The organism is Williamsia sp. DF01-3, assembly GCF_023051145.1.
Lineage (GTDB): Bacteria > Actinomycetota > Actinomycetes > Mycobacteriales > Mycobacteriaceae > Williamsia.
Genome location: NZ_JALKFS010000005.1, coordinates 2,429,190 through 2,450,717, shown reverse-complemented (window position 1 = coordinate 2,450,717; position 21,528 = coordinate 2,429,190). Strand labels below are relative to the sequence as shown.

Sequence of the window (21,528 nt, the reverse complement as noted above, 5' to 3'; positions counted from 1 at the left end):
CTAGGGGCGGCCGAAACCTCACAGAGCCGGACATGGCATCTGTGCGCAAGACGAAACCCGGTATGCACCTGCGGGGGTGGACGGAGGACGAACTCGTCGTTCACTTCCCGACAGGTTCGTCCTCGAGCGACGAGTCGGTGTCATAGAAGCCGCCGGGGCGGTTCTCGTACTTGTTGACCGCCCACGTCACCGCCCACAACACGACGCCGAGCAGCAGCATCACGCCGGCGATCTTGTACTGGATCATCTGCGCGTCGGTCCTCGCCCACGGGCCGGCGAGGAACAAACAGAGCACCGCACCGAGCGCAGGAATCCAGACCGGCGCCCGGAAGAATGCCTTCACATCACCGCGCTTGAGAACGAGGCACGCGATGTTGACCACCGCGAAGACACAGAGCAGTAAGAGGCCGGTGGTGCCGGACAGCGCACCCACAACGGAGTTCTCAGACAGCTGGTTCACCACGATGATCAACACGAACGAGAGCAGCGTGGTGAAGATGATCGCGGTCCACGGTGACCGGCGACCCGGAAGCACCTTGCCGAGTCCACGGGGCAACACCCGTTGGTTGGCCATGCCGTAGATCAGCCGGCTCGCCATCAGCATGTTGATCAGTGCGGTGTTGGCAACTGCGAACACCGTCAGGTACGGGAAGATCTCCTCGATGGGGACGGACGGAGCGCCCAGCTTCACCACCGACAGCAGGATGCCTTCGTCGGAGTTCTCCGGCTCGAAGTCCAGCGGGAGTACCGCGATGACCGCGACCACCACCAGCACATAGATGAGGCAGGCGATGCCGAGACCGGACAGCATCACCTTGGGGAAGATCTTCTCAGGGTTCTTCGTCTCCTCGACCATGTTGACCGAGTCCTCGAACCCGACCATGGCGAAGAAGGCGATGGTGGTCGCGACCGTGACCGCCAGGAACCAGCCCTTGTCGTTGGCGTCTTCGAACACCACCAGGTTGCTGATGTCACCGTCTCCGGTTCCCCGGCCGGCCGCGACGAATCCGATCACGATGACGATGATCAGCGCTGTCATCTCGACCAGGGTGAGGATCACGTTGAACTTCACCGACTCACCTACGCCGCGCAGGTTGATCAGGGCCAGGACGATCATGAAGGCCAGAGCGACCACCAGTTGAGCGGTTTTTCCGGTCGGCACGTCGAACCAGCCGAGTCCGTTGGCGTCACTGAAAGATTCGTTCAGCCCGGCCAGGAGGTTGGCGGCCACCACATTCGACGACGTGGATGCGCTGGTGATGCCGGAGCACACCACCGCGAACGCGACCAAGAAGGTCAGGAAGTGGATACCGAACGCCTTCTGGGTGTACAGGGCGGCGCCTGCACACTGCGGGAACTTGGTGACCAACTCGAGGTAGGAGAAGGCTGTCAGTGTTGCCACGGCGAAGGCGAGGATGAACGGCAGCCAGGCCATACCGCCGACGTTGTCGATCATGCTGCCGGTCACCGCGTAGACGCCTGCGCCGAGAATGTCGCCGACGATGAACAGCAAGAGCAGCTTGGGGCCCATCACCCGTTTGAGTTCGGTCGGCTCGCTCTTTTCCGGAGCGGGATCAACAGTCGTCGCCGTCATCGTCAACCATCCGTTCGCCGGGAATTGATTTCACTCAGCCTCTACCCCAATCGTCCGGCCCGCAAGTGGTACCGCCCAGCTCGAATGTCATTTTTCCGTAACGCTTTCGCCGTAGCGTGGCGGGCATGACCACCGTCGTGGAGAACGCCTACGTCATCACCATGGACGCAGAGCGCCGTGAGATCGCCTCCGGGTCCGTTGTATTCGACGGCAACCGGATCACGGATGTCCTCGACGGCAAGGTGGATCCCGCGATCGCGGAGGGAGCCGAGATCGTCGACGGACGCGGCTGCATCCTCACCCCGGGCCTGATCAACACCCATCACCACCTCTATCAATGGCTGACACGTGGCCTGGCCGCTGATCACACCCTGTTCGAGTGGCTCACCACGCTGTATCCCGTGTGGGCGGGCATCGACGAGAAGGCCGTGAACGTGGCCGCAACCGGCGCACTCGGTTGGCTGGCACTGTCGGGGTGCACCACCAGCACCGACCACCACTACGTCTTCCCGAAAGAGGGTGGCGACATGTTGGCGGCCGAGATCATCGCGGCGCAGACGGTCGGCGTGCGTTTTCACCCCACGCGCGGCTCGATGGACCTGAGCGAGAAGGACGGTGGGCTGCCCCCGGACAGCGTGGTCGAGACCATCGACCAGATCATGTCCGCCAGCGCAGATGCGATCGACCGCTGGCACGACCCGGGTCCCGATGCGATGGTGAAGATCGCTCTTGCACCGTGTTCACCGTTCTCGGTGACTGCCGACCTGCTCCGTACCTCTGCCGAACTCGCCAGAGAGAGGCGAGTACGTCTGCACACACATCTGGCCGAGACGGAGGACGAGTCCGCCTATACCGCAGAGCGTTTCGGATGCACACCGATCGAATACATGGAAACGGTCGGCTGGCTGGGCACTGATGTCTGGTTTGCACACGGGGTCCACTTCGACGACCACGCGATCACGACTTTGGCCACCTCCGGGAGTTCGGTGGCCCATTGCCCATCGTCCAACGGCCGCCTCGGTGCCGGAACCGCCCGCGCCCGTGACCTTTTGGCGGCGGGTGTCCCGGTCGGCCTGGGTGTGGACGGAGCGGCCTCGAACGAATCCAGCCGCATTCTCGAAGAAGCGCATCAGGCGGTGTTGATGGCGCGTGCCACCGGCGGACCGACGGCGCTCACCACTCGACAGGCACTCGAGATGGCCACGCTGGGCGGCGCGCGTGCACTGGGTTGCCAGGACAGTATCGGCTCCATCGAATCCGGCAAGCTCGCCGACATGGTGCTGTGGCGACGGGACGGCCTGGGGCACGCCGGTATCGCAGACCCTGTCGCCGCCCTCGTTCTCGGCGCGGTTCCCCCGGTGGAACGTCTGTGGGTGAACGGGAAGACCGTTGTCCGGGCGGGAGAATTGACCACCATCGATGCCGAGGCAACCGCCGCCGAGGTGGCGGCCGCGCACGACGTCCTGATCGCGAAGGCCGGCTGATGGACCTGCATTCCGTCGATTCCGTTGTGGTGCCGCGGAACCGCGCAGATCTGGCCGGCCTTTCAGGCGCCGACGGCCTGATGGCGGCGGCACCTGGCTGATGAGCGAACCGCAGATGCACTTGCACCGGCTGATCGACCTACGGGGACTTCGATGGCCCGACCTCACGATCGCCGAGGACGGCCTCGACATCGGCGCCACCTGCACCATCGAGACATTGCAGTCCACCACCTACCCTGGTGACTGGGTGGCCACCACGGTGTTCCGCCAGGCCGCGCGGGCGTTGCTGGCCTCGTACAAGATCTGGAAGAGCGCCACTGTCGGCGGCAACATCTGTCTCGGGTTCCCGGTGGGTTCGATGATCTCGATGCTGTCGGCGCTCGACGCCGAGCTGCTGATCTGGAAGGCCGACGGGTCCGACGTCCGATGCACGGTCCCCCACTTCGTCACCGGCAACTCCACCACGATCCTCGACGAGGGAGATGTGTTGCGCTCGGTGCGGATTCCGGCCTCCAGCCTCCGCCAGCCGACCGTTCTGCGGAAGGTGGCCCTGTCCCCCCTCGGCCGCTCCGGAGCCGTGGTCGTCGGGCGCCGGACACCGGATGGCGTCGTGATCTCCGTGACGGCGGCGACCGATCGCCCGTATGTGGTGGTCACCGACTCCTTGGACCCCGAAGCCGTGGCAGCGCAGGTCGATTCCGCTGTCCCGGCCGGCGCCTATTACTCGGATGCCCACGGGGCGGCCGATTGGCGCCATCAGGTCACCGGAGTGCTCACCCGGGACGTCGTCGCACACTTGGCCGGACTGTGAGGAGCGGGCTGTGAAGATCAATGGTGAAGACGTGGCCGCCACGCCCGCGGCCGGGCAATGTCTACGAACGTTTCTGCGTGACCATGGCGAGTTCGGGGTCAAGAAGGGTTGCGACGCAGGCGATTGCGGTGCCTGCTCGGTACTGATCGACGGCGAGCCGCACCATTCGTGTCTCATCCCGGCGTTCCGGGCGATGGACTCCGAGATCACCACGGTCACCGGGCTCGGAACGCCAGAGAACCTGCATCCTGTGCAACAACGGTTCGTCGACGCCGCCGGCTTCCAGTGCGGTTTCTGCACCGCCGGAATGGTTGTCACCGCAAGCACTTTCGACAAAGATCAGCGAGACGACCTGCCGAACAGCCTCAAGGGCAACCTGTGCCGGTGCACCGGATACCGCGCGATCCGCGACGCCATCGACGGCGTGGTCGGCACCGAGAAGGTGTCGCCGGGAGATGCCGGTCCATCGATCGGTCGCTCGGTGTCGGCTCCGGCCGCACCACGCATCGTCACCGGGACCGAGCCGTACACGATGGATGGATTGCCCGACGACGTCGGCCACATCTCGGTGCTCGGGAGTCCACATGCGCACGCCCGCATCCTGTCCGTCGATGCCTCGGCGGCCGAGCAGATGCCCGGAGTACGAACAGTTCTGACGTACCTCGACGATCCGGGGGTGCCGTTCTCGACCGCGCGCCACGACCATCGTCACGACGACCCCGACGACGGATACATCTTCGACACCACGGTGCGTTTCATCGGGCAGCGGGTGGCTGCAGTGGTCGCCGACTCGATCACCCTCGCCCGTCGCGCCGCCGAACTCATCGTGGTCGAGTACGACGTGCTGCCCGCCAACTTCGATCCGGCGGTGGCCACCGATCCCGCGACACCGACGGTGCACGGTGAGAAGGGGCCCGATTCCCGGATTGCGGACCCGGCCCGCAATCTCGTCGCCTCCGTCGACGGCACGGTGGGCGACATCGAGGCCGGTCTCGCGCAGGCTCGTGACAACGGGGGCGCTGTGGTCTCGGGAACGTGGCAGACGGCCCGCGTCCAGCACGCCCACCTCGAAACCCATGGCGCAGTCGCCTGGCGAGACGATGACGGCCGGGTGGTGGTGCGGTCCAGCACACAGGTCCCCTTCCTGGTTCGGGCCGAGCTGTGTCACATCTTCGGATTCAGCGGCGACAACGTCCGTGTGTACGCCGCTCGGGTGGGTGGCGGTTTCGGGGGCAAGCAAGAACTGCTCACCGAAGACGTGGTGGCGCTCGCGCTCATGAAGACGGGGCGCCCCGCGGTATACGAGTTCACGCGCACCGAGGAGTTCACCCGGGCCCCGTGCCGCCATCCGATGCGTGTGGGGGTGACGGCGGCGGCGGGCGCCGACGGAATCCTCACCGCGCTCTCGGTGTCGGTACTGTCCGACGCCGGCGCCTACGGAAACCACAGCAGCGGGGTGATGTTCCACGCCTGCAACGAGACCATGGTGCTCTACCGCTGCCCCAACAAGCACGTCGACGCACAAGCTGTGTACACCAACAACATTCCGTCGGGCGCTTTCCGCGGTTACGGACTGGGCCAGGTCGCGTTCGGCATCGAAGGCGCGATCGACGAACTCGCGGCACAGCTCGGCATCGACCCATTCGAGATGCGCCGTCGTAACGTGGTCGTACCCGGAGACGAGTTCGTCGCCTGGGAGGTCGAAGAGGGCGACCTCGAGTTCGGAAGCTACGGACTCGACCAGTGCATCGATTTGGCCGAGCAAGCGCTGATCGCCGGGCGTGCCGACCCTATCCGGGCCGGCGAGGACGTCGCAGGCCGGCCCGGGTGGCACATCGGCGAAGGTATGGGAACGGCGATGATCGCCACCATTCCGCCGCGTGGGCATTTCGCCGATGTCTCGGTCACGCTGACCGACGACGGCACGTACATCGCCGCGGTCGGCACCGCAGAGTTCGGAAACGGAACCACCACCGTTCACAGCCAGATCGCCTCGTCGGCGCTGGGGTGTTCACCGGACCAGATAGTGATCAGGCAGGCCGACACCGATGAGGTCGGCTACGACACCGGCGCCTTCGGCTCAGCCGGTACGGTGGTCGCCGGCAAAGCACTCGGCCTCGCGTGCGCTCAGCTGCGCGGCGAGATCCTCGCCATTGCAGCGCGTGCACTCGACACCGATGTCGCCGAGTGCACGCTCGGACCGCAAGGTGTGCAGGCGGGCGCGGAGTTCATCGACCTCGCCGGGATCGTCACCGTCCACGGAGGGCCACTGCGCGCCACGAGCACTCAGAACGGCACCCCGCGCTCGATCGCCTTCAACGTCCATGCGTTTCGTGTCGCGGTCAATTCCGCCACTGGCGAGGTGCGCATCCTGCAGTCGGTGCAGTCCGCAGACGCCGGAGTGGTGCTCAACCCGCAGCAGTGCCGGGGCCAGGTCGAAGGCGGTGCGGCACAGGCGATCGGCAGCGCCCTGTACGAGGAGATGATCCTCGACGAGGGCCAGGTACTCACCCAGGTGTTGCGCAACTACCACATCCCGCAACTCGCCGATGTGCCGGAGACCGAGGTGTACTTCGCCGACACCTACGATTCGATCGGCCCTCTCGGCGCCAAGTCGATGAGCGAGGCGCCCTACAACCCGGTGGCTCCCGCCCTCGAGAGTGCGATTCGCAACGCGGTGGGCGTCCGGGTGTACGAATTGCCGATGAACCCGTCACGGGTGTGGCGGGCCATCAGCAACGGTCAGCCACACCAACCCGGGTCATGACCGCTGACCGGGCTCTTGTCTAGGTGGTGAGCCGGGTCGCAGGGCCTGTCTCCATCCGGCCGGAAACAATCTGGAGTCCGTGGTGGGTCCCGGGTTTCAGCCACTGCGACAACGTCGGGCCCTCGGAGAGCACGGTGACCCGGGCATAGCGCGCTTTGCCGGTGAGCTTGGACCCGGCCAGCAGCAGGGTACCGTCGACCGGCTGGGCGAATCCGAGACCGCCCTTGATCGGGAATTCCGGGCCACGGCCCTCGGATTGTGTCTGGACGGTCCAGTCCGGGCCCCCGGCACCAGAACCCGCGAGTACGTCGCCCGTGAACTCGGCCAGGACCTTCGGCAGACTCCAGTGCTCACGCCCGCCATGGACCGAGGCCGCGGAGTCGACGGCGATGAACGGCACCGACATTCGCGGCAGTGCGCCGAGGCCGCCGCCGGGTCGTCGCAGTACCGGGCTCGCCAGGATCTCCCGGTACGGGCCCACGGGCGACTCGAGATAGTCGACGACCATGCCGATGGTGATCGGGAGGACAGGGCCCTTCGGGCCGATGGCCTTGGCCTGCTCTGTGCTCCGATGCCACCACAGGGTGGCGCGCACCGCAGCCGGCCACGGCGGCGGCGAACTGATCGGCACGTCTCCTGGCTCGATCGCGGACTCGGCAACACTCCACATCAGCATGCCCCTTTCGCGGACTCCGGCATCGTGACGAACAGGGGCAGGCGCAGTGCTCCTGGCGCACTCTCGGGGACCACCGGTGATCGTGGCGCCGTGGCAGCAACGCGTCGGTACGGCTCACCGAGGCCCGGGCGCTTGTCCTGCTCACCCTTGTTGGGCCACATCGCGATCGCTCGTTCGGCCTGAGCGGTGATCGTCAACGACGGATTGACACCGAGGTTCGCGCTCACCGCCGAGCCATCCACCACATGAAGACCCGGATGCCCGTAGATGCGGTGGTAGGGATCGACGACACCGTGGTCGGCGTCGGCACCGATCACACATCCGCCGAGGAAGTGCGCGGTCATCGGAATGTTGACCACTTCGGCGATGGAACCACCCGGGTCTCCGTCGATCTTGTCGGCAAGCAACCTGATGGCTTTGTGGCCCTGGGGTATCCATGACGGAGGCGGATCACCCGCTCCGCGACGGCTGGTCAGCTGCCGACCGAAAATCGTACGTTTGGAGCCCAATTCGAGCGAGTTGTCGTCGGTCTGCATCACCAGCGCGATCACCGTCTTCTCTGACCAGTGCCGCACGGACAAACTGCGGATGAACGCTGCGGGGTGCCGCAAAGCCACCCCGATGGTCTTGAACACTCGCGGGACCGGCCCGCCGCCATCGGACAGCACGGTCTGGAGCAAGCCGATGGCGTTGCTGCCCTTGCCGTATCGCACCGGCTCGATGTGGGTGTGGTCGTCGGGGTGGAACGACGACGTGATGGCAATGCCCTGTGTGTAGTCGACTTTTCGATCACGAGCTGTCGCGGCCAGCACTGCCTCGCTGTTGGTGCGGACCACCGACCCGAGTTGGTCGGACAGCTCAGGCAGCTCACCGGTTTCCTTCATGGCCAACAACAACTTCTGGGTGCCGTACGTGCCGGCAGCGAAGACCACCTGACCGGTGAAGATCGAGGTGTCCTTGCGCCGGAGTTTGGCACCGGTGCGGCGGGTGACGACTTCGTACCCTTCGGCGGAGGGCCGCACCGCCCGCACCGTGGTGAGAGGCAACACGGTGACCCCCGCGTTCTCGGCGAGGTGCAGGTAGTTCTTGACCAGTGTGTTCTTGGCGCCCACACGGCAGCCGGTCATGCAGGAGCCGCACTCGGTGCAAGCTGTCCGTTCGGGCCCGACCCCGCCGAAGAACGGATCGGACTCTCGCTCTGTGCCGTTGCCGAAGAACACGCCGACCGGCGTGGTGGTGAACGTGTCCCCCACCCCCATGTCGTCGGCGACCTCGCGCATCACCTTGTCCGCCGCCGTGACCAGCGGGTTGTCCACCACCCCGAGCATGCGACGGGCCTGGTCGTAGTACGGGTTCAGCTCGTCCTGCCAGTCGGTGATGTGTCCCCACTGCGGGTCGTCGAAGAAGCGCTTCGGTGGTTGATAGAGAGTGTTGGCATAGTTGAGCGACCCGCCGCCCACTCCCGCGCCGGCCATCACCAACACGTCGGGCAGGAGATGGATGCGTTGCAGCCCATAGCATCCCAGCCACGGCGCCCAGAGGTACTTGCGGAGTCGCCAGCTCGTCTTGGGCAGCTGATCGTCGGTGAATCTGCGGCCGGCCTCGAGAACGGCCACCTTGTAGCCCTTTTCGGCCAGCCGTAGCGCGGCAACCGATCCGCCGAAACCTGATCCGACGACCACCACGTCATAGTCGTTCATGCCGGCTCACTTTCGCGTGGTCGAGGCGCGGGCACCGTGCCGCGGCCGAGGTCGTAGTCACTCAGATCAGCCGAGCGCAACGCTTGTCGGAACTCCCACGTGAATGTCGGCCACATGACCGAGTTCCGGCCGTTCTTGTCGAAATACCAGCTCGAACAGCCGCCCGAGTTCCACACCGTGCCCTCGAGTTGCTGGTCGATTCCCTGGTTGTATTCGGCCTGCTTGCGCTTGTTGACGTTCACCGAAGCGATGTTGCGAGAACGCATCTGGGTGATCGCCGAACTGATGTACGCGGCCTGCGACTCCAGCATGAAGACGATGGAACTGTGACCGAGGTTGGTGTTCGGCCCATACATGAGGAACAGGTTCGGGAAGCCGTGAACGGTGGTGCCGCGATACGCATTCGGGCTGCCGTTCCAGGTGTCGGCAAGGGTGCGCCCGTCTTCGCCGTAGAGCACGCTGGCCACCGGCGGCTCGGTGGCGGTGAACCCGGTGCCGAACACGATGGCGTCGACCTCGTGTTCGCGGCCGGCGCCGTCGACAACGCCGTTGGCGGTCACCGCCGCCATGCCGGTGTCCACGAGGGTGACGTCTTCGCGCGCAAGCGTGGACAACCATGTGTTGCTGAGCAACATTCGCTTGCAACCGATGGTGAACTTCGGCGTCAGCTTCTTACGCAGCACCGGATCCTTGACCTGCTTGCGTAGTTGACTCATGGCCAAGAGCTTGAACAGCGGCAGCAGGAACGTGAACTTTGCCAGGGCGACGACGTAGGCCTCGCGGTAGAAGTACAGACTGTTGCGTGCGAATCGTTGGGTGAACGGCGCCAGGCGATACAGCGTGCGTTCGAGCTTGCCGATCTGTCGGTCGAGCCGCGGGATGATCCACGCGGGCGTCCGCTGAAAGACCGTCACATGGGCTGCAGGACCGGCCAATTCAGGTACGAACTGGATCGCAGAGGCCCCGGTCCCGACAACGGCGATGCGCTTACCCGCCGGATCGAAGTCGTGGTTCCAGGTGGCGCTGTGAAACATCGTCCCGGTGAACTCGCCGATGCCGGGGACGTCGGGATAGCTGGGGTTGGACAGCGTACCGGTGGCGGCGATCAGGACCTGCGCCTCGATCTGTCCGCGCGAGGTCGACACCGACCAGCGCGCCTTGTCTGCGTCCCACTGCGCGCCGAGCAGTTCACACTCGAAGACGGTGCGATCGCGCAAGCCGCGCTGGTCCGCGACCGATCGCAGGTACGCGAAGATCTCCGGCTGGCGAGCGTAGTTGTGCGTCCACTCCGGGCTCTGGGCGAACGAGAACGAATACAGATTGCTCGGCACGTCGCATGCGGCACCCGGGTACGTGTTGTCTCGCCACGTCCCGCCGACATCGCTTGCGCGCTCGATGATCAGGACGTCGGCCGACGGGGTGTCGGCGAGAATCTTGTGTGCCGCAGCCATGCCGGCGAAACCGGTGCCGACGATCAACGTGTGCACGGACGCCGGAAGATCGTGCTGTTCGATCGGATCTGAACTCAGCGCGGTCATGTGGTGGTCACCATTGCCTCCCATATCGGTATCAACCGCTTGCGGAGCTCGCGGTCGGACTTCTCGTTGCGGAACAGTGCCGAGACCGCCAGTCCACGGGCGAGTTCGACACTGATCTCGATGGCCTCAGGCGACATCCGGTCACCGAAGATTGCGGCGCCACCGGTGTGGATGGCCTCGTTGACCCGCGCCTCGAGCGGCAGCACAGCTGCATGCAGCGCTGGATCGGTCCGGGCCGCGATCCACAACTCGAGGGCGGCGTAGAAAAGCGGACCCGAGAAGGCGTCGAGAAATACCTCGACCCCGGGAACCTCGCCACTCGCATGAGCTCCGAGCAGTTCATCCAGCCGCTGTTCCACCAGGTGCTCGACCGCCGCGACGACCAACGATTCCTTGGTCGGGAAATGGTGCAACTGGGCGCCGCGGGACACCCCCGCGCGTCGAGAGATCTCCTGGGTGCTGGTCCCGGAGTAGCCGTTGTCGATCAGGCACGAAATTGCTGCGTCGAGCAGTCGCGCCCGCATCTGCGCAGTGCGCTCGGCCTGGGTTCGACTCGGCGACGGAGCATGGCCGGTCTCCTCCGTCACCCGTGTGTTGGTCGCCACATCGGTGAGGTTAGCGAAGAATTAAGAAACAGTCCAGTCTGTTTGTAAGTTGGCCACACAACTGAAGAAACCCACCTCCGGGCCCGGGCCTTGCATTACCGGGCGGAGGTGGGCTTGGTCCAGAAGAACTACCGCGCCAGGACACCCTTGGCGACGTGAGTGATCTGCACTTCGTTGCTGCCTGCGTAGATCATCAGCGACTTCGCGTCGCGGGCCAGTTGCTCGACCCGATACTCGGCCATGTAGCCGTTGCCCCCGAACAACTGGACGGCTTCCATCGCGACCTCGGTTGCCGTGCGTGATGAGTAGAGCTTCATCGCCGACGCCTCGGCGAGGTCGACCGGCTTGCCCGCCTGCGACCGTTCGAGGGCATGAAAGACCATGTTCTGCACATTGATCCGGGCGACCTCCATCTCGGCCAGCTTGAGCTGGATGAGCTGCAGATCGGCGATGGGTTTGCCCCACAGGGTGCGCTGCTTGGCGTATTCGACGCAGAGACGCTGGCACTCGTTGATGATGCCCAGCGACAGCGAGGCGATACCGACCCGCTCGAGCACGAATCCGGCCTTGGCGCCCTCACCGCCGCCTTTGGCACCGACCTCCTCTGTCTCGCCGAGGAGCCGGTCCTTGTCGAGCTTCACGTTGTCGAAGAAAAGTTCGCCCGTGGGCGACGACATGATGCCCATCTTCTTGAACGGCTTGCCCTGAGTGAAGCCCTCCATGCCCTTGTCGAGGACAAAGGTCAAGACCTTGCGCTGGCGCCGGTCGACCGACGAGTCGCCGTCATCGAGCTTGGCGAAGACCACCGCGGTGTCCGCGAACGGGCCGTTGGTGATGAATGTCTTCTGGCCGTTGAGGATGTAGTTGTCGCCGTCTCGCCGGACAGTGGTCTTCATGCCACCCAGTGCATCCGATCCCGAATCCGGCTCTGTGATCGCCCAGGCGCCCACCTTGTTCATGGTGACCAGGTCGGGCAGCCACCGCTTCTTCTGGGCGAGCGTGCCCTTGGATCGGATCGTCGACGGGGTGAGTCCGAGACTGACACCCATCGAGGCGACGATGCCCAGGCTCACGCCCGACAGTTCGATGTTGAGGATGGCGCCCATCGAAGTCATCCCCGGGCCGCCTCCCGAACCGGTCTTGGGCTCGGCTTCCCCGCGGGCCACCGCTTCATCCCTGGCGAACTCCTTGTCCAGGGCATCGGAGGCCATCGCATCCACGCCGAAGGTCTTGAGCAGGTTCCGGATGATGTCGTAGGGCGGAAGGACGCCCGTCTCGAGCTCATCGATGTGCGGACGGATCTCCTTGTCGATGAAGCCGCGCACGGCATCGCGCACCATCAGATCTTCTTCGGACCACTCGTACATGCAGATTCCCCTCGGATGTCGACGTTCTGCACCAACACTAGAATCCGAGATCACTTTTCGAGGCGGTTCACCGATTCCCGAACGCCCGGCCGCAGACGCCAGCGGCCACCGCGACGACGTAAGCGGATCACATCTGCAGGCCGGACCTCGATGCCGAAGAAGTCCGCTCCGATCGCGGCCGCGACAACACCCTGGGCGGTACCCCCGGCGACCACCACTGCGACATCGTCGCTGCCTCGGTCCTGCAGCCAACAGCCAAGGCGCCCAACAAAATCGACAACACTCTCCCCACCATGCGGCGCCGCTGTCGGGTCGGCGAACCACTGGCCGAGTTCGACGGGATCTACCTGATCGGGCCGCAGGCCGGCCCATCGGCCCAGGTCGATGGCCCGCAGTGCCGGTTCCACGTCTGCGTCCCGCGCGCCCATCAACCTGGCCGTGTTGCGCGCAGAAACGTCCGGAGCAACAAAGACTTTCGCATTCGAATGCAGTTGCAGACCCGTGGCATCGGCTTGTCCGCGGGTGTCCAGCGGCTCGTCGTGCGACCCGAAAGCCAACGTTGCATTCGGGCCCGTTCGTGCAGCCACGACCACTGTGAGATCCAGTGGGGGTCGGCCCGTCATGTCGGGCGGGCTCCGCCTTCCGCCCCGTTGCGAGCACCTGCACCGGTCGTGCGGGCCGTATGTTTGCCGATCCAGTTGAGCGCCAGCGCGAATCCGAGGCCGAGTACTGCCCACAAGATCACCTGATTGATCACCGAGTAGTACCGGAAGTCGCCGAGCAGATCGGCCGGGAACCCCGGGAACGCCATCGACTGGCCGTCCATGAGCGGGCCCGGCACCTCGTCGAAACTCGGCAACAGAAGCACGGCGACCGCGATCGCGGCCAGATATGCAACGCCCGCCACCACTGCCGCATACAGGCCACCGATCTTCGGTGCCAGCCAGAACGCCAAGACCGCTGCGGCGATCATGAATCCCACCGACAGCAGCAGGATCGTCAGGTACGCGCCACTGCGCGACCCGATCGTGTCGTCACCACCCACAGCGGGCGGATTCGCGGGATACGCGCTGAAGGGAACGAGATACACCGCGACGAATCCGCAGACTGCGAGCAGGGCTGCCACCGTCCGCGGGTCGGTTGTCGGGTACCGCCGACCGACGTAGGCCCACACAACCGTGAAGGCAACGGCGAAGAACGCCCCGATGATCAGGCCGAACACCACCGACCCCACGCCGGCGCCGAAGTTCTGCTGCACCGTCCGGGAGAACAACTCGTGGTCGTGCGCGTGAGATCCGCCGGTCAGTTCGAGTTCGGCGTGCGACCGGCCTTCCTCATACCCGACGGCACGGTCGACGAGGGGCTCGATGTAGATCCGGGCGAAGACGAACGCGACGATTCCGGCGACCAGACCTGAGAGCAGTCCGGCGCCGATGAACTTCTTTTCCACGTGTTCGCCTGCTCAGTGGCAGGGGAAGCCGAGGAAATGGCGCGCGTCGTGGATGTACTCGTGGACGTGGGTGTCGCTGCCGAACACCGACACCGCGCCCTGGTCGAAGCCGAGGAAGTAGTAGGCGAGGGACGCGACCATGGTGGTGGCGGTCAGCCAGAGTGCGGCATTCACGACCGACACGTCCGGGACCGCGACGGCCAACGTGGGGGCACTCGAAACCGGTTGCGGGACCGAAGAACTCGACATTGATATCTCCTCTCGCGGGATGCGCGCCCCGCGTCGACCTGGTGGGTGTCGTGCCCCGGTCCCCTGACTTGCGGCTCCACCCGGTGGGTTGAGATCAGCTCACAGTGGCGCGACCGCTCCGGATTTGCACCGGATTTCCCGTTCACACGACGTGCGCTGACTCTATTCCGCGGCGTTTTGCCCGGTCAACACCGACATGCCGAATGATCTGGTGCCGACGATCCCGGTCACTGGTTCTCCCGCTCTGTCAGACCCGTCATGGATCATGGAGCAATGGCCGCCCGCAAGTCCCCCACCTCGACATCCGGCGTGCCCAGCGCCCAGCAGGTGCTGGAGCGCTTCACAGCGCCGACCCGTACGTGGTTCGACGCGGCCTTCCCGGCACCCACATCAGCACAGCTCGGGGCATGGAACTCCATCGCGGACGGCCAGAACACCCTGGTCGTCGCCCCCACCGGGTCGGGCAAGACGCTGTCGGCATTCCTGTGGGCACTCGATCGGCTCGGCGCTGACCCGCTTCCCGACGGCGCCAAGACCGCCGGCACGCGCGTTCTCTACGTGTCACCGCTGAAGGCTCTTGCCGTCGATGTCGAGCGCAACCTGCGCGCACCCCTGATCGGGATCACCCGGGCCGCGCAGGACCTGAACCTGCCCGTCCCCCAGATCACGGTCGGCGTCCGATCGGGCGACACCCCGGCCGCACAGCGCCGGCAATTGCTCCGCACCCCACCCGACATCCTGATCACCACCCCCGAATCCCTCTTCTTGATGCTCACGTCGTCCGCGCGCGACACGCTCACCTCGGTGCAGACGGTCATCGTCGACGAGGTGCACGCCGTGGCCGGCACCAAGCGGGGAACACACCTGGCGTTGTCGCTCGAACGTCTCGACGCCTTGCTCGAGAACCCGGCACAGCGCATCGGGTTGTCGGCAACCGTCCGGCCACCCGAACGTGTCGCAGGATTCCTCTCCGGCAGCCGGCCCTACACGATCGTGCAGCCGCCGGCGTCCAAGACGTTCGACCTCTCGGTCGACGTCCCCGTCGCGGACATGACCAACATCCCGGTGATCGCCGGCAGCGAAGAGATCGACGACGAGGCCTCCGCTCCGGCGGCCGGATCGCTCTGGCCATTTGTGGAGAGTTCGATCGTCGACCTCATCGAGAAGAACCGGTCCACCATCGTCTTCACCAACTCCCGTCGCCTGGCCGAGCAGCTCACGGCCCGCCTCAACGAGGTCCATGCCACCCGGCTCGGGCAGGCACCGGAGCCCGTATCCAATCCGCGGGTGCCCGGCGGTGCGCCGGCTCAGGTGATGGGCAGTGGCGCCAGCAAAGGTGCCGAGCCCCTGCTCGCGCGCGCCCATCACGGATCGGTGAGCAAAGAGGTACGCGGACAGATCGAGGACGACCTCAAGTCCGGCCGGCTGCGGTGTGTGGTGGCCACGAGCAGTCTCGAACTCGGCATCGACATGGGCGCTGTCGATCTGGTCATCCAGGTGGAGGCCCCACCGTCGGTGGCCAGCGGGTTGCAACGCATCGGTCGTGCCGGGCACCAGGTGGGCGAGATCAGTCAGGGTGTGCTGTTCCCCAAGCACCGCACCGATCTGCTGCGGTGTGCTGTGGCGGTCGAGCGGATGACCGACGGACTCATCGAAGAACTGGTCGTTCCGGCCAATCCGCTCGACGTACTGGCACAACAGACCGTCGCGGTGTGCGCAACGGGCAGCATCGACGTCGACGAGTGGTACCAAATCGTCCGGCGCAGTGCGCCTTACGCCACCCTTCCCCGTCCGGTCTACGACGCCACCCTGGATCTGCTGTCAGGCCGTTACCCGTCCGACGAATTCGCCGAACTGCGACCGCGAGTGGTCTGGGACCGCGCCAAGGGCACGATCACCGGACGTCCCGGCGCTCAGCGTCTGGCGGTCACCTCTGGCGGCGCGATCCCGGACCGCGGGCTGTTCGCCGTCTACATGGTGGGCGAAAAGCAAACGCGGGTGGGCGAACTGGACGAGGAGATGGTCTACGAGTCCCGGGTGGGTGACGTCTTCGCCCTGGGCGCGACCAGCTGGCGGATCGAGGAGATCACGCACGACCGGGTGCTGGTCACCCCGGCGTACGGCCAGGCGGGCCGGCTGCCGTTCTGGCACGGTGACAGCATCGGCCGACCCGCCGAACTCGGAGCCGCCATCGGTAAGTTCGTCGGCGAGCTAAGCAGCACGGACAAGATGGCCGACCACGCCGAACGCCTCGGCCTCAATGCGTTTGCCCGAGACAACCTGGCGCAGCTGATCTCTGAACAGCAGGCGGCCACCGGCCACCTGCCCACCGACCGCACGTTGTTGGTCGAACGCTTCCGCGACGAGCTCGGCGACTGGCGGGTGATCCTGCACTCCCCTTATGGCCTGAGGGTTCACGCGCCGTGGGCCAGTGCGGTCACCGCACGTCTGCAGCAGGACTACGGCATCGACGGGGCGGTCTCGGCCGCCGACGACGGCATCATCGTCAGGCTGCCCGACACCGACGACCAGCCTCCCGGTGCGTCGTTGTTCAGCTTCGAGCCCGACGAGATCGAGCAGATCGTCACCGAGCAGCTGGGCGGCTCGGCCATGTTCGCGTCCCGGTTCCGCGAATGCGCTGCCCGGGCGCTGCTACTGCCACGGCGCAACCCCGGCAAGCGTGCGCCGCTGTGGCAGCAGCGTCAGCGCAGTGCTCAATTGCTGGATGTGGCAAGAAAATACCCGCAGTTCCCCATCATCCTCGAGGCGTTCCGCGAATGTCTGCAGGACGTGTACGACCTGCCGGCCCTTGTCGACATGCTCACCCGCATCCAGAATCGGCGCCTGCGGGTCATCGAGGTCGAGACCGAGACGCCGTCTCCGATGGCCTCCTCGTTGCTGTTCGGCTACGTGGGTGCGTTCATGTACGCCGACGACGCGCCGCTCGCCGAGCGTCGCGCCGCCACCCTGTCCCTCGACACCGCGCTGCTGGCGCAGCTGCTCGGGCGCGTCGACCTGCGAGAGTTGCTCGACCAGAACGTCATCGCCGACACCGAGGCCAAGCTCCAACGCCTCCACCCGGACCGGCAGGCGAAAGACGCCGAAGGCATTGCCGACCTCTTACGCTGGCTCGGTCCACTCACCGCAGACGCTGTGGCCCTTCGCTACTCCGGCGACGATTCACGCGAGCTGCTCATCGAGCTGGTCGGCGCCGGCCGGGCCATCGAGGTCTCCCGCGGCGGAGACATCGTGTGGTTCGCAGCTGCCGAAGATGCCAGCCGGTTGCGGGACGGGCTCGGGATCCCGCCACCGCAGGGCCTTCCGATGGCGTTCCTCGACCCGGTCGACGATCCGCTCGGCGACCTCGTCGGCCGGTTCGCGCGCACCCATGGCCCGTTCGGCGCAGCCGATGTCGCGGAGGCGCTGGGACTGGGCGTCGCTGTTGTCCGCGACACCCTGATGCGGCTTGCCGGCCAACGACGAGTGGTCGAAGGCGACTTCCGGCCCGAACCTGCCGGCACCCTGCGCAGCGGCGAGCAATGGTGCAACACCGAGGTCCTGTCCGGTTTGCGCCGGGCCTCGCTCGCGGCGAGCCGGGCGGAGATAGCTCCCGTCAGTCACCAGACCTACGCGCGATTCGTCACCGGCTGGCAGCACGTCACCGACCGCACGCGTCTGCGTGGCATCGACGGGGTGTCTGCGGTGATCGACCAGTTGGCCGGGGTTCCCATCCCCGCCTCGGCGTGGGAGTCACTGATCCTGCCCGCCCGGGTATCCGACTACCGGCCCGACATGCTCGACGAGCTCACGGCAGGCGGCGAGGTTCTGTGGGCCGGGCACGGTCGGTTGTCCGGATCCGACGGCTGGATCAGTCTGCACCCCGCCGATCTCGCCGAGGACAGCCTGCCCGCACCCACCGAGATCGACACGGGCGATCTGCATCAGCGAGTGCTGGACCAACTTGCTCCGGGCGGCGCCTTCTTCTTCCGGCAGTTGAGCGATTCGCTGTCCGTCGACGGTGTGGCGCCGCTGGGCTCGGACCTCGAGATGGCCTTGTGGGACCTGGCCTGGGCGGGTCGCATCAGCAACGACACGTTTTCACCGGTGCGCGCCCTCCTCGGACCGGGCCGCAAACCCGGGGCCGTCCGGGGCATACCGGCCCACCGCGGGCGGCGCAGATTCGCGCGCACTCCCCGTACTGCGCCGATGTCGATGACGGGGCGATGGTTTGTCCTGCCCCCGCCGCTGGGCGACCCCACGTTGGCCATCGCCGCGCAGTGCTCGACGCTGCTGGACCGCTATGGCGTCGTCACCAAGGGAGCGGTGATGACCGAGGGCGTCGAAGGGGGCTTCTCTCGCGTCTACAAGGCCCTCACCGGATTCGAAGACAGCGGCAAGGTGCGACGCGGGTACTACATCGACGGACTCGGCGGTGCGCAGTTCGCCGCCACCACCACCATCGACCGACTACGCGACGAGGTGGAGACCATCGGTCAGTCCGCCATCGCCCTCGCCGCCACCGACCCGGCCAATCCGTACGGTTCCGCACTGGGCTGGCCGCCTCAGAAAGAAGGCCATCGCCCCGGCCGCAAACCGGGTGCGCTGGTGGTGCTGGTAGACGGCGACCTGGTGCTGTTCGTCGAACGCGGCGGAAAAACAGTGCTCACGTTCAGCGAGGACGCCGACACCCTCGCCGCAGCCACCTCCGCGCTGGCACGCGTGGTCATCCGAGGTCAGGTCGATCGGCTGTATGTGGAGAAGGTCAACGGAGAACCTGTGCTGACCGGTGACCTCGCCGAGCATCTCCGGGAAAGCGGCTTCTCGGCCACGCCTCGTGGCCTGCGTCTGCGCCGCACCGGATGACAACTCGCATACGGAAGTGGCCGGTGATGCACGTGCTGCCGGGTCGGGCGTCTTAGGCTGTACCCGGGCCGGGACGCACCACTGAAGGATGACCATGACGCAACAGGCAACGACAACTGCAGCGGCAACGCTCAGTTCGGAGCTGCCCGCCTGGCAGCAGGCTCGCCGCCTGCGGATCATCAAGGCTGCCAATGCCGCCCTCAAAGAGCAGGAGTACGAGCAGATCCAGATCCGCGACGTGGCCAATGGAGCCGGCGTCGCGTTGGGCACGCTGTACCGGTACTTCTCGTCCAAGGAGCATCTCTACGCCGCGGTACTGCTCGATTGGGCGGCACCCGCCTATGCGAGGTCGGGCGAAGAATTGTCCGAGCACCAGATCCGCGCGAAGATGAATGCCGTCATCTCCTCGTTCGAGCGACGACCGCATTTCTTCAAGGTGCACGTCATCTTGCAGTCCAGTGCCGACCCCAACGCCAAGGCCTTGCTCGCGCAATTCTTCGAGGTCTGCCAGCACACGTTGGCCGACGACTTCGCGCGCCTGGGGCCCGAGGCAGCCAAGGATGCGGCGATCATGCTGTGGTCGATCATCAACACCGTGCTCACCGGGACGGTGTACAACGAGGGATCCATGGACGACGTCTATCGCCTGTGCAACCGCTTCATCGACTTTCTGTTCGGCGCACCCATCGACCCCTCCCTTGAAAACTAGATTCGTGTTCTAGTACGTTGGCCGGAAGACTTCCACCTTCCGATCTGACGCGCAGGAGTATCCATGGGTTTTCGGGGCGATGCCGCAGTGGTCGGTTTCCAAGAGCTTGCGCCGCAGAAGGTCTCGACTCGTACACCGCGCTTCACCTTGGAGCAGTGGGCAACGCTGGGAGCGGCCGCGATCGCTGATGCAGGCCTCACCGGTGTCGAGATCGACGGGATCGTCACCTCCACCCTGCTCGAGTCCGAAATGTTCGTACCGTCCACCATTGCCGAATACCTCGGTGCGCGAATCAATTTCGCGGAGACCGTCGACCTCGGCGGCGCGTCGGCCGCCGCCATGGTCTGGCGTGCTGCCGCCGCCGTGGAACTGGGTATCTGCCAGGCTGTTCTGTGCGTGATCCCCGCTGACTACGGAGTGCCGTACAACGAGAAGAAACCGCTGCCCGACAGTCTGACCGACATCCTGCTCTACGGCTCGTCGTCGAACCGGTTCGGTTCACCGCAAGCAGAGTTCGACATCCCGTTCGGCAATCTGGGTCAGAACGGCCCGTACGGCCAGATCGCGCAGCTGTATCGATCGGTGTACGGCTACGACGAGCGGGCGATGGCCAAGATCGTGGTGGATCAGCGTGTTAACGCCAACAACACCCCCGATGCGGTGTTCCACGACAAGCCGCTGACCATCGAGGATGTTCTGGCGAGCCCGATGATCGCGGACCCGTTGCGGCGGCTCGAGATCGTGATGCCCTGTTCGGGCGGCGCCGCGGTTCTGGTGACGTCGGCCGACCTGGCCCGTCGGAGCAAGAACCGCCCGGTGTGGATCAAAGGTTTCGGCGAACACGTCGCGTACAAGACACCGACGTATGCCGAGGACCTCCTGGAGAGTCCGATCGCTCGTGCCGCCGAAACAGCGTTCGACATGAGCAGGCTCGATCGCTCCGACATGGACATGGTGTCGATCTACGACTGCTACACGATCACCGTGTTGATGAGCCTGGAAGACGCGGGATTCTGCGACAGGGGCAAGGGCATGGAGTTCGTGAACTCGCACGACCTGACGTTCCGAGGTGACTTCCCGCTCAACACCGCGGGAGGACAACTGGGTTTCGGTCAGGCCGGCCTCGCGGGCGGCATGCACCACGTCTGCGACGCGACGCGCCAGATCATGGGCCGTGCGGGTGCGGCCCAGGTGCCCGACTGCAACCGGGCTTTCGTCTCCGGCAACGGCGGCGTGATGGGCGAACAGACCACACTCGTACTGCAGGGCGACTAGGAAGCGATGACCTCATGACGTTCGCCAAGCCGATGCCGGTGAAAACCCCTGTGAGTGCCCCTTTTTGGGACGCACTCTCCGAGCACAAGATCCGGATCCAGTACTCGCCCTCGTTGGGTCGCCACGTGTTCTATCCCCGGATCTTGGCGCCGGGGACGTTGGCCGATGATCTCGAGTGGAGAGAGATTTCCGGGCTGGGAAAGCTGTACACGTTCACCATCGCGCGTAAACCGGTTTCTCCGCACTTCGCCGACTCCGTGCCGCAGCTGCTCGCCGTGGTGCAGTGGGACGAGGGACCGCGGGTATCCACCGAGTTGGTCAACGTCGACCCCTCAGAGATCCACATCGGCATGCGGGTCAAGCCGGTGTTCTTCGACTACCCCGATGACGACGTCACCTTGTTGCGGTACGAGCCAGCCGATTGACGTCGTGCCGGCGGG

Annotated in this window: 15 protein-coding genes, 1 pseudogene and 1 riboswitch; of the genes and pseudogenes, 7 read left to right on the top strand and 9 right to left on the bottom strand. The window is 65.6% G+C overall.

The genetic code is table 11. The features are described from left to right. Nucleotides 1-100 precede the first annotated feature (100 nt). Nucleotides 101-1,594 (bottom strand): APC family permease, encoded by a 1,494-nt coding sequence (locus MVA47_RS13735; protein ID WP_247208350.1) that lies wholly within the window; start codon nt 1,592-1,594, stop codon nt 101-103. Between the two features lie 125 nt (nt 1,595-1,719). Between MVA47_RS13735 and MVA47_RS13730 the strand changes: the two genes are divergently transcribed. From MVA47_RS13730 to MVA47_RS13720, 3 genes and pseudogenes are all read left to right on the top strand, one after another. Beyond that, nucleotides 1,720-3,078: an 8-oxoguanine deaminase gene (locus MVA47_RS13730; protein ID WP_247208349.1), complete on the top strand. Its 1,359-nt coding sequence runs from the start codon at nt 1,720-1,722 to the stop codon at nt 3,076-3,078. Next, nucleotides 3,078-3,889 (top strand): annotated as a pseudogene (locus MVA47_RS13725) (xanthine dehydrogenase family protein subunit M). Before MVA47_RS13730 ends, MVA47_RS13725 begins: the two are co-directional and overlap by 1 nt. Nucleotides 3,890-3,899: 10 nt before the next feature. Continuing rightward, nucleotides 3,900-6,656: a molybdopterin-dependent oxidoreductase gene (locus MVA47_RS13720; protein WP_247208348.1), complete on the top strand. Its 2,757-nt coding sequence runs from the start codon at nt 3,900-3,902 to the stop codon at nt 6,654-6,656. A gap of 19 nt (nt 6,657-6,675) precedes the next feature. Here the strand turns inward: MVA47_RS13720 and MVA47_RS13715 are convergent, their stop codons facing one another. The 8 genes from MVA47_RS13715 to MVA47_RS13680 form a co-directional block, all read right to left on the bottom strand. Continuing rightward, nucleotides 6,676-7,326 carry an acetoacetate decarboxylase family protein gene (locus tag MVA47_RS13715; protein WP_247208347.1) on the bottom strand — a complete coding sequence of 217 codons (651 nt, stop codon included), beginning with the start codon at nt 7,324-7,326 and terminating at the stop codon, nt 6,676-6,678. Then, nucleotides 7,326-9,032: a GMC family oxidoreductase gene (locus MVA47_RS13710; protein WP_247208346.1), complete on the bottom strand. Its 1,707-nt coding sequence runs from the start codon at nt 9,030-9,032 to the stop codon at nt 7,326-7,328. The genes MVA47_RS13715 and MVA47_RS13710 overlap by 1 nt, the downstream gene beginning before the upstream one ends. Beyond that, nucleotides 9,029-10,570, bottom strand: a complete 1,542-nt coding sequence (locus tag MVA47_RS13705) for an NAD(P)/FAD-dependent oxidoreductase (RefSeq protein ID WP_247208345.1) — start codon at nt 10,568-10,570, stop codon at nt 9,029-9,031. The genes MVA47_RS13710 and MVA47_RS13705 overlap by 4 nt, the downstream gene beginning before the upstream one ends. After that, nucleotides 10,567-11,094: a TetR/AcrR family transcriptional regulator gene (locus MVA47_RS13700; RefSeq protein ID WP_099382124.1), complete on the bottom strand. Its 528-nt coding sequence runs from the start codon at nt 11,092-11,094 to the stop codon at nt 10,567-10,569. The genes MVA47_RS13705 and MVA47_RS13700 overlap by 4 nt, the downstream gene beginning before the upstream one ends. 209 nt (nt 11,095-11,303) lie before the next feature. Further along, complete coding sequence (locus MVA47_RS13695) at nt 11,304-12,542, bottom strand: acyl-CoA dehydrogenase family protein (RefSeq protein WP_247208344.1); 1,239 nt, start codon at nt 12,540-12,542, stop codon at nt 11,304-11,306. A 50-nt stretch (nt 12,543-12,592) separates the two neighbouring features. After that, entirely contained in the window at nt 12,593-13,129 is a 537-nt protein-coding gene (locus MVA47_RS13690) for a histidine phosphatase family protein (protein ID WP_247208343.1), read from the bottom strand. Between the two features lie 32 nt (nt 13,130-13,161). Further along, nucleotides 13,162-13,992 (bottom strand): CbtA family protein, encoded by an 831-nt coding sequence (locus MVA47_RS13685; protein WP_247208342.1) that lies wholly within the window; start codon nt 13,990-13,992, stop codon nt 13,162-13,164. 12 nt (nt 13,993-14,004) lie between these two features. Further along, nucleotides 14,005-14,241 (bottom strand): CbtB-domain containing protein, encoded by a 237-nt coding sequence (locus MVA47_RS13680; protein WP_247208341.1) that lies wholly within the window; start codon nt 14,239-14,241, stop codon nt 14,005-14,007. A gap of 37 nt (nt 14,242-14,278) precedes the next feature. Beyond that, nucleotides 14,279-14,417, bottom strand: a riboswitch (cobalamin riboswitch). 97 nt (nt 14,418-14,514) lie between these two features. On the opposite strand from MVA47_RS13680, the gene MVA47_RS13675 reads away from it, so the two are divergent. The 4 genes from MVA47_RS13675 to MVA47_RS13660 all read left to right on the top strand — a co-directional run bounded on the left by MVA47_RS13675 (nt 14,515) and on the right by MVA47_RS13660 (nt 21,513). Further along, the gene (locus tag MVA47_RS13675) at nt 14,515-19,104 is read left to right on the top strand and encodes an ATP-dependent helicase (RefSeq protein ID WP_247208340.1); all 4,590 of its coding nucleotides are present in this window, start codon (nt 14,515-14,517) and stop codon (nt 19,102-19,104) included. A 94-nt stretch (nt 19,105-19,198) separates the two neighbouring features. Continuing rightward, nucleotides 19,199-19,813 carry a TetR/AcrR family transcriptional regulator gene (locus tag MVA47_RS13670; RefSeq protein ID WP_030171295.1) on the top strand — a complete coding sequence of 205 codons (615 nt, stop codon included), beginning with the start codon at nt 19,199-19,201 and terminating at the stop codon, nt 19,811-19,813. Nucleotides 19,814-19,876: 63 nt separating this feature from the next. After that, on the top strand, nt 19,877-21,088 hold the full coding sequence (locus MVA47_RS13665; protein ID WP_247208339.1) for a thiolase family protein: 1,212 nt from the start codon (nt 19,877-19,879) through the stop codon (nt 21,086-21,088). A 14-nt stretch (nt 21,089-21,102) separates the two neighbouring features. After that, the gene (locus MVA47_RS13660; protein ID WP_247208338.1) at nt 21,103-21,513 is read left to right on the top strand and encodes a Zn-ribbon domain-containing OB-fold protein; all 411 of its coding nucleotides are present in this window, start codon (nt 21,103-21,105) and stop codon (nt 21,511-21,513) included. Nucleotides 21,514-21,528: the final 15 nt, after the last annotated feature.

Coding starts and splice junctions, on each gene's coding strand:
- MVA47_RS13735 (WP_247208350.1), bottom strand. CDS start 1,594: ATGACGGCGACGACTGTTGATCCCGCTCCGGAAAAGAGCGAGCCGACC.
- MVA47_RS13730 (WP_247208349.1), top strand. CDS start 1,720: ATGACCACCGTCGTGGAGAACGCCTACGTCATCACCATGGACGCAGAG.
- MVA47_RS13715 (WP_247208347.1), bottom strand. CDS start 7,326: ATGTGGAGTGTTGCCGAGTCCGCGATCGAGCCAGGAGACGTGCCGATC.
- MVA47_RS13710 (WP_247208346.1), bottom strand. CDS start 9,032: ATGAACGACTATGACGTGGTGGTCGTCGGATCAGGTTTCGGCGGATCG.
- MVA47_RS13705 (WP_247208345.1), bottom strand. CDS start 10,570: ATGACCGCGCTGAGTTCAGATCCGATCGAACAGCACGATCTTCCGGCG.
- MVA47_RS13700 (WP_099382124.1), bottom strand. CDS start 11,094: ATGCGGGCGCGACTGCTCGACGCAGCAATTTCGTGCCTGATCGACAAC.
- MVA47_RS13695 (WP_247208344.1), bottom strand. CDS start 12,542: ATGTACGAGTGGTCCGAAGAAGATCTGATGGTGCGCGATGCCGTGCGC.
- MVA47_RS13680 (WP_247208341.1), bottom strand. CDS start 14,241: ATGTCGAGTTCTTCGGTCCCGCAACCGGTTTCGAGTGCCCCCACGTTG.
- MVA47_RS13675 (WP_247208340.1), top strand. CDS start 14,515: ATGGCCGCCCGCAAGTCCCCCACCTCGACATCCGGCGTGCCCAGCGCC.
- MVA47_RS13670 (WP_030171295.1), top strand. CDS start 19,199: ATGACGCAACAGGCAACGACAACTGCAGCGGCAACGCTCAGTTCGGAG.
- MVA47_RS13665 (WP_247208339.1), top strand. CDS start 19,877: ATGGGTTTTCGGGGCGATGCCGCAGTGGTCGGTTTCCAAGAGCTTGCG.
- MVA47_RS13660 (WP_247208338.1), top strand. CDS start 21,103: ATGACGTTCGCCAAGCCGATGCCGGTGAAAACCCCTGTGAGTGCCCCT.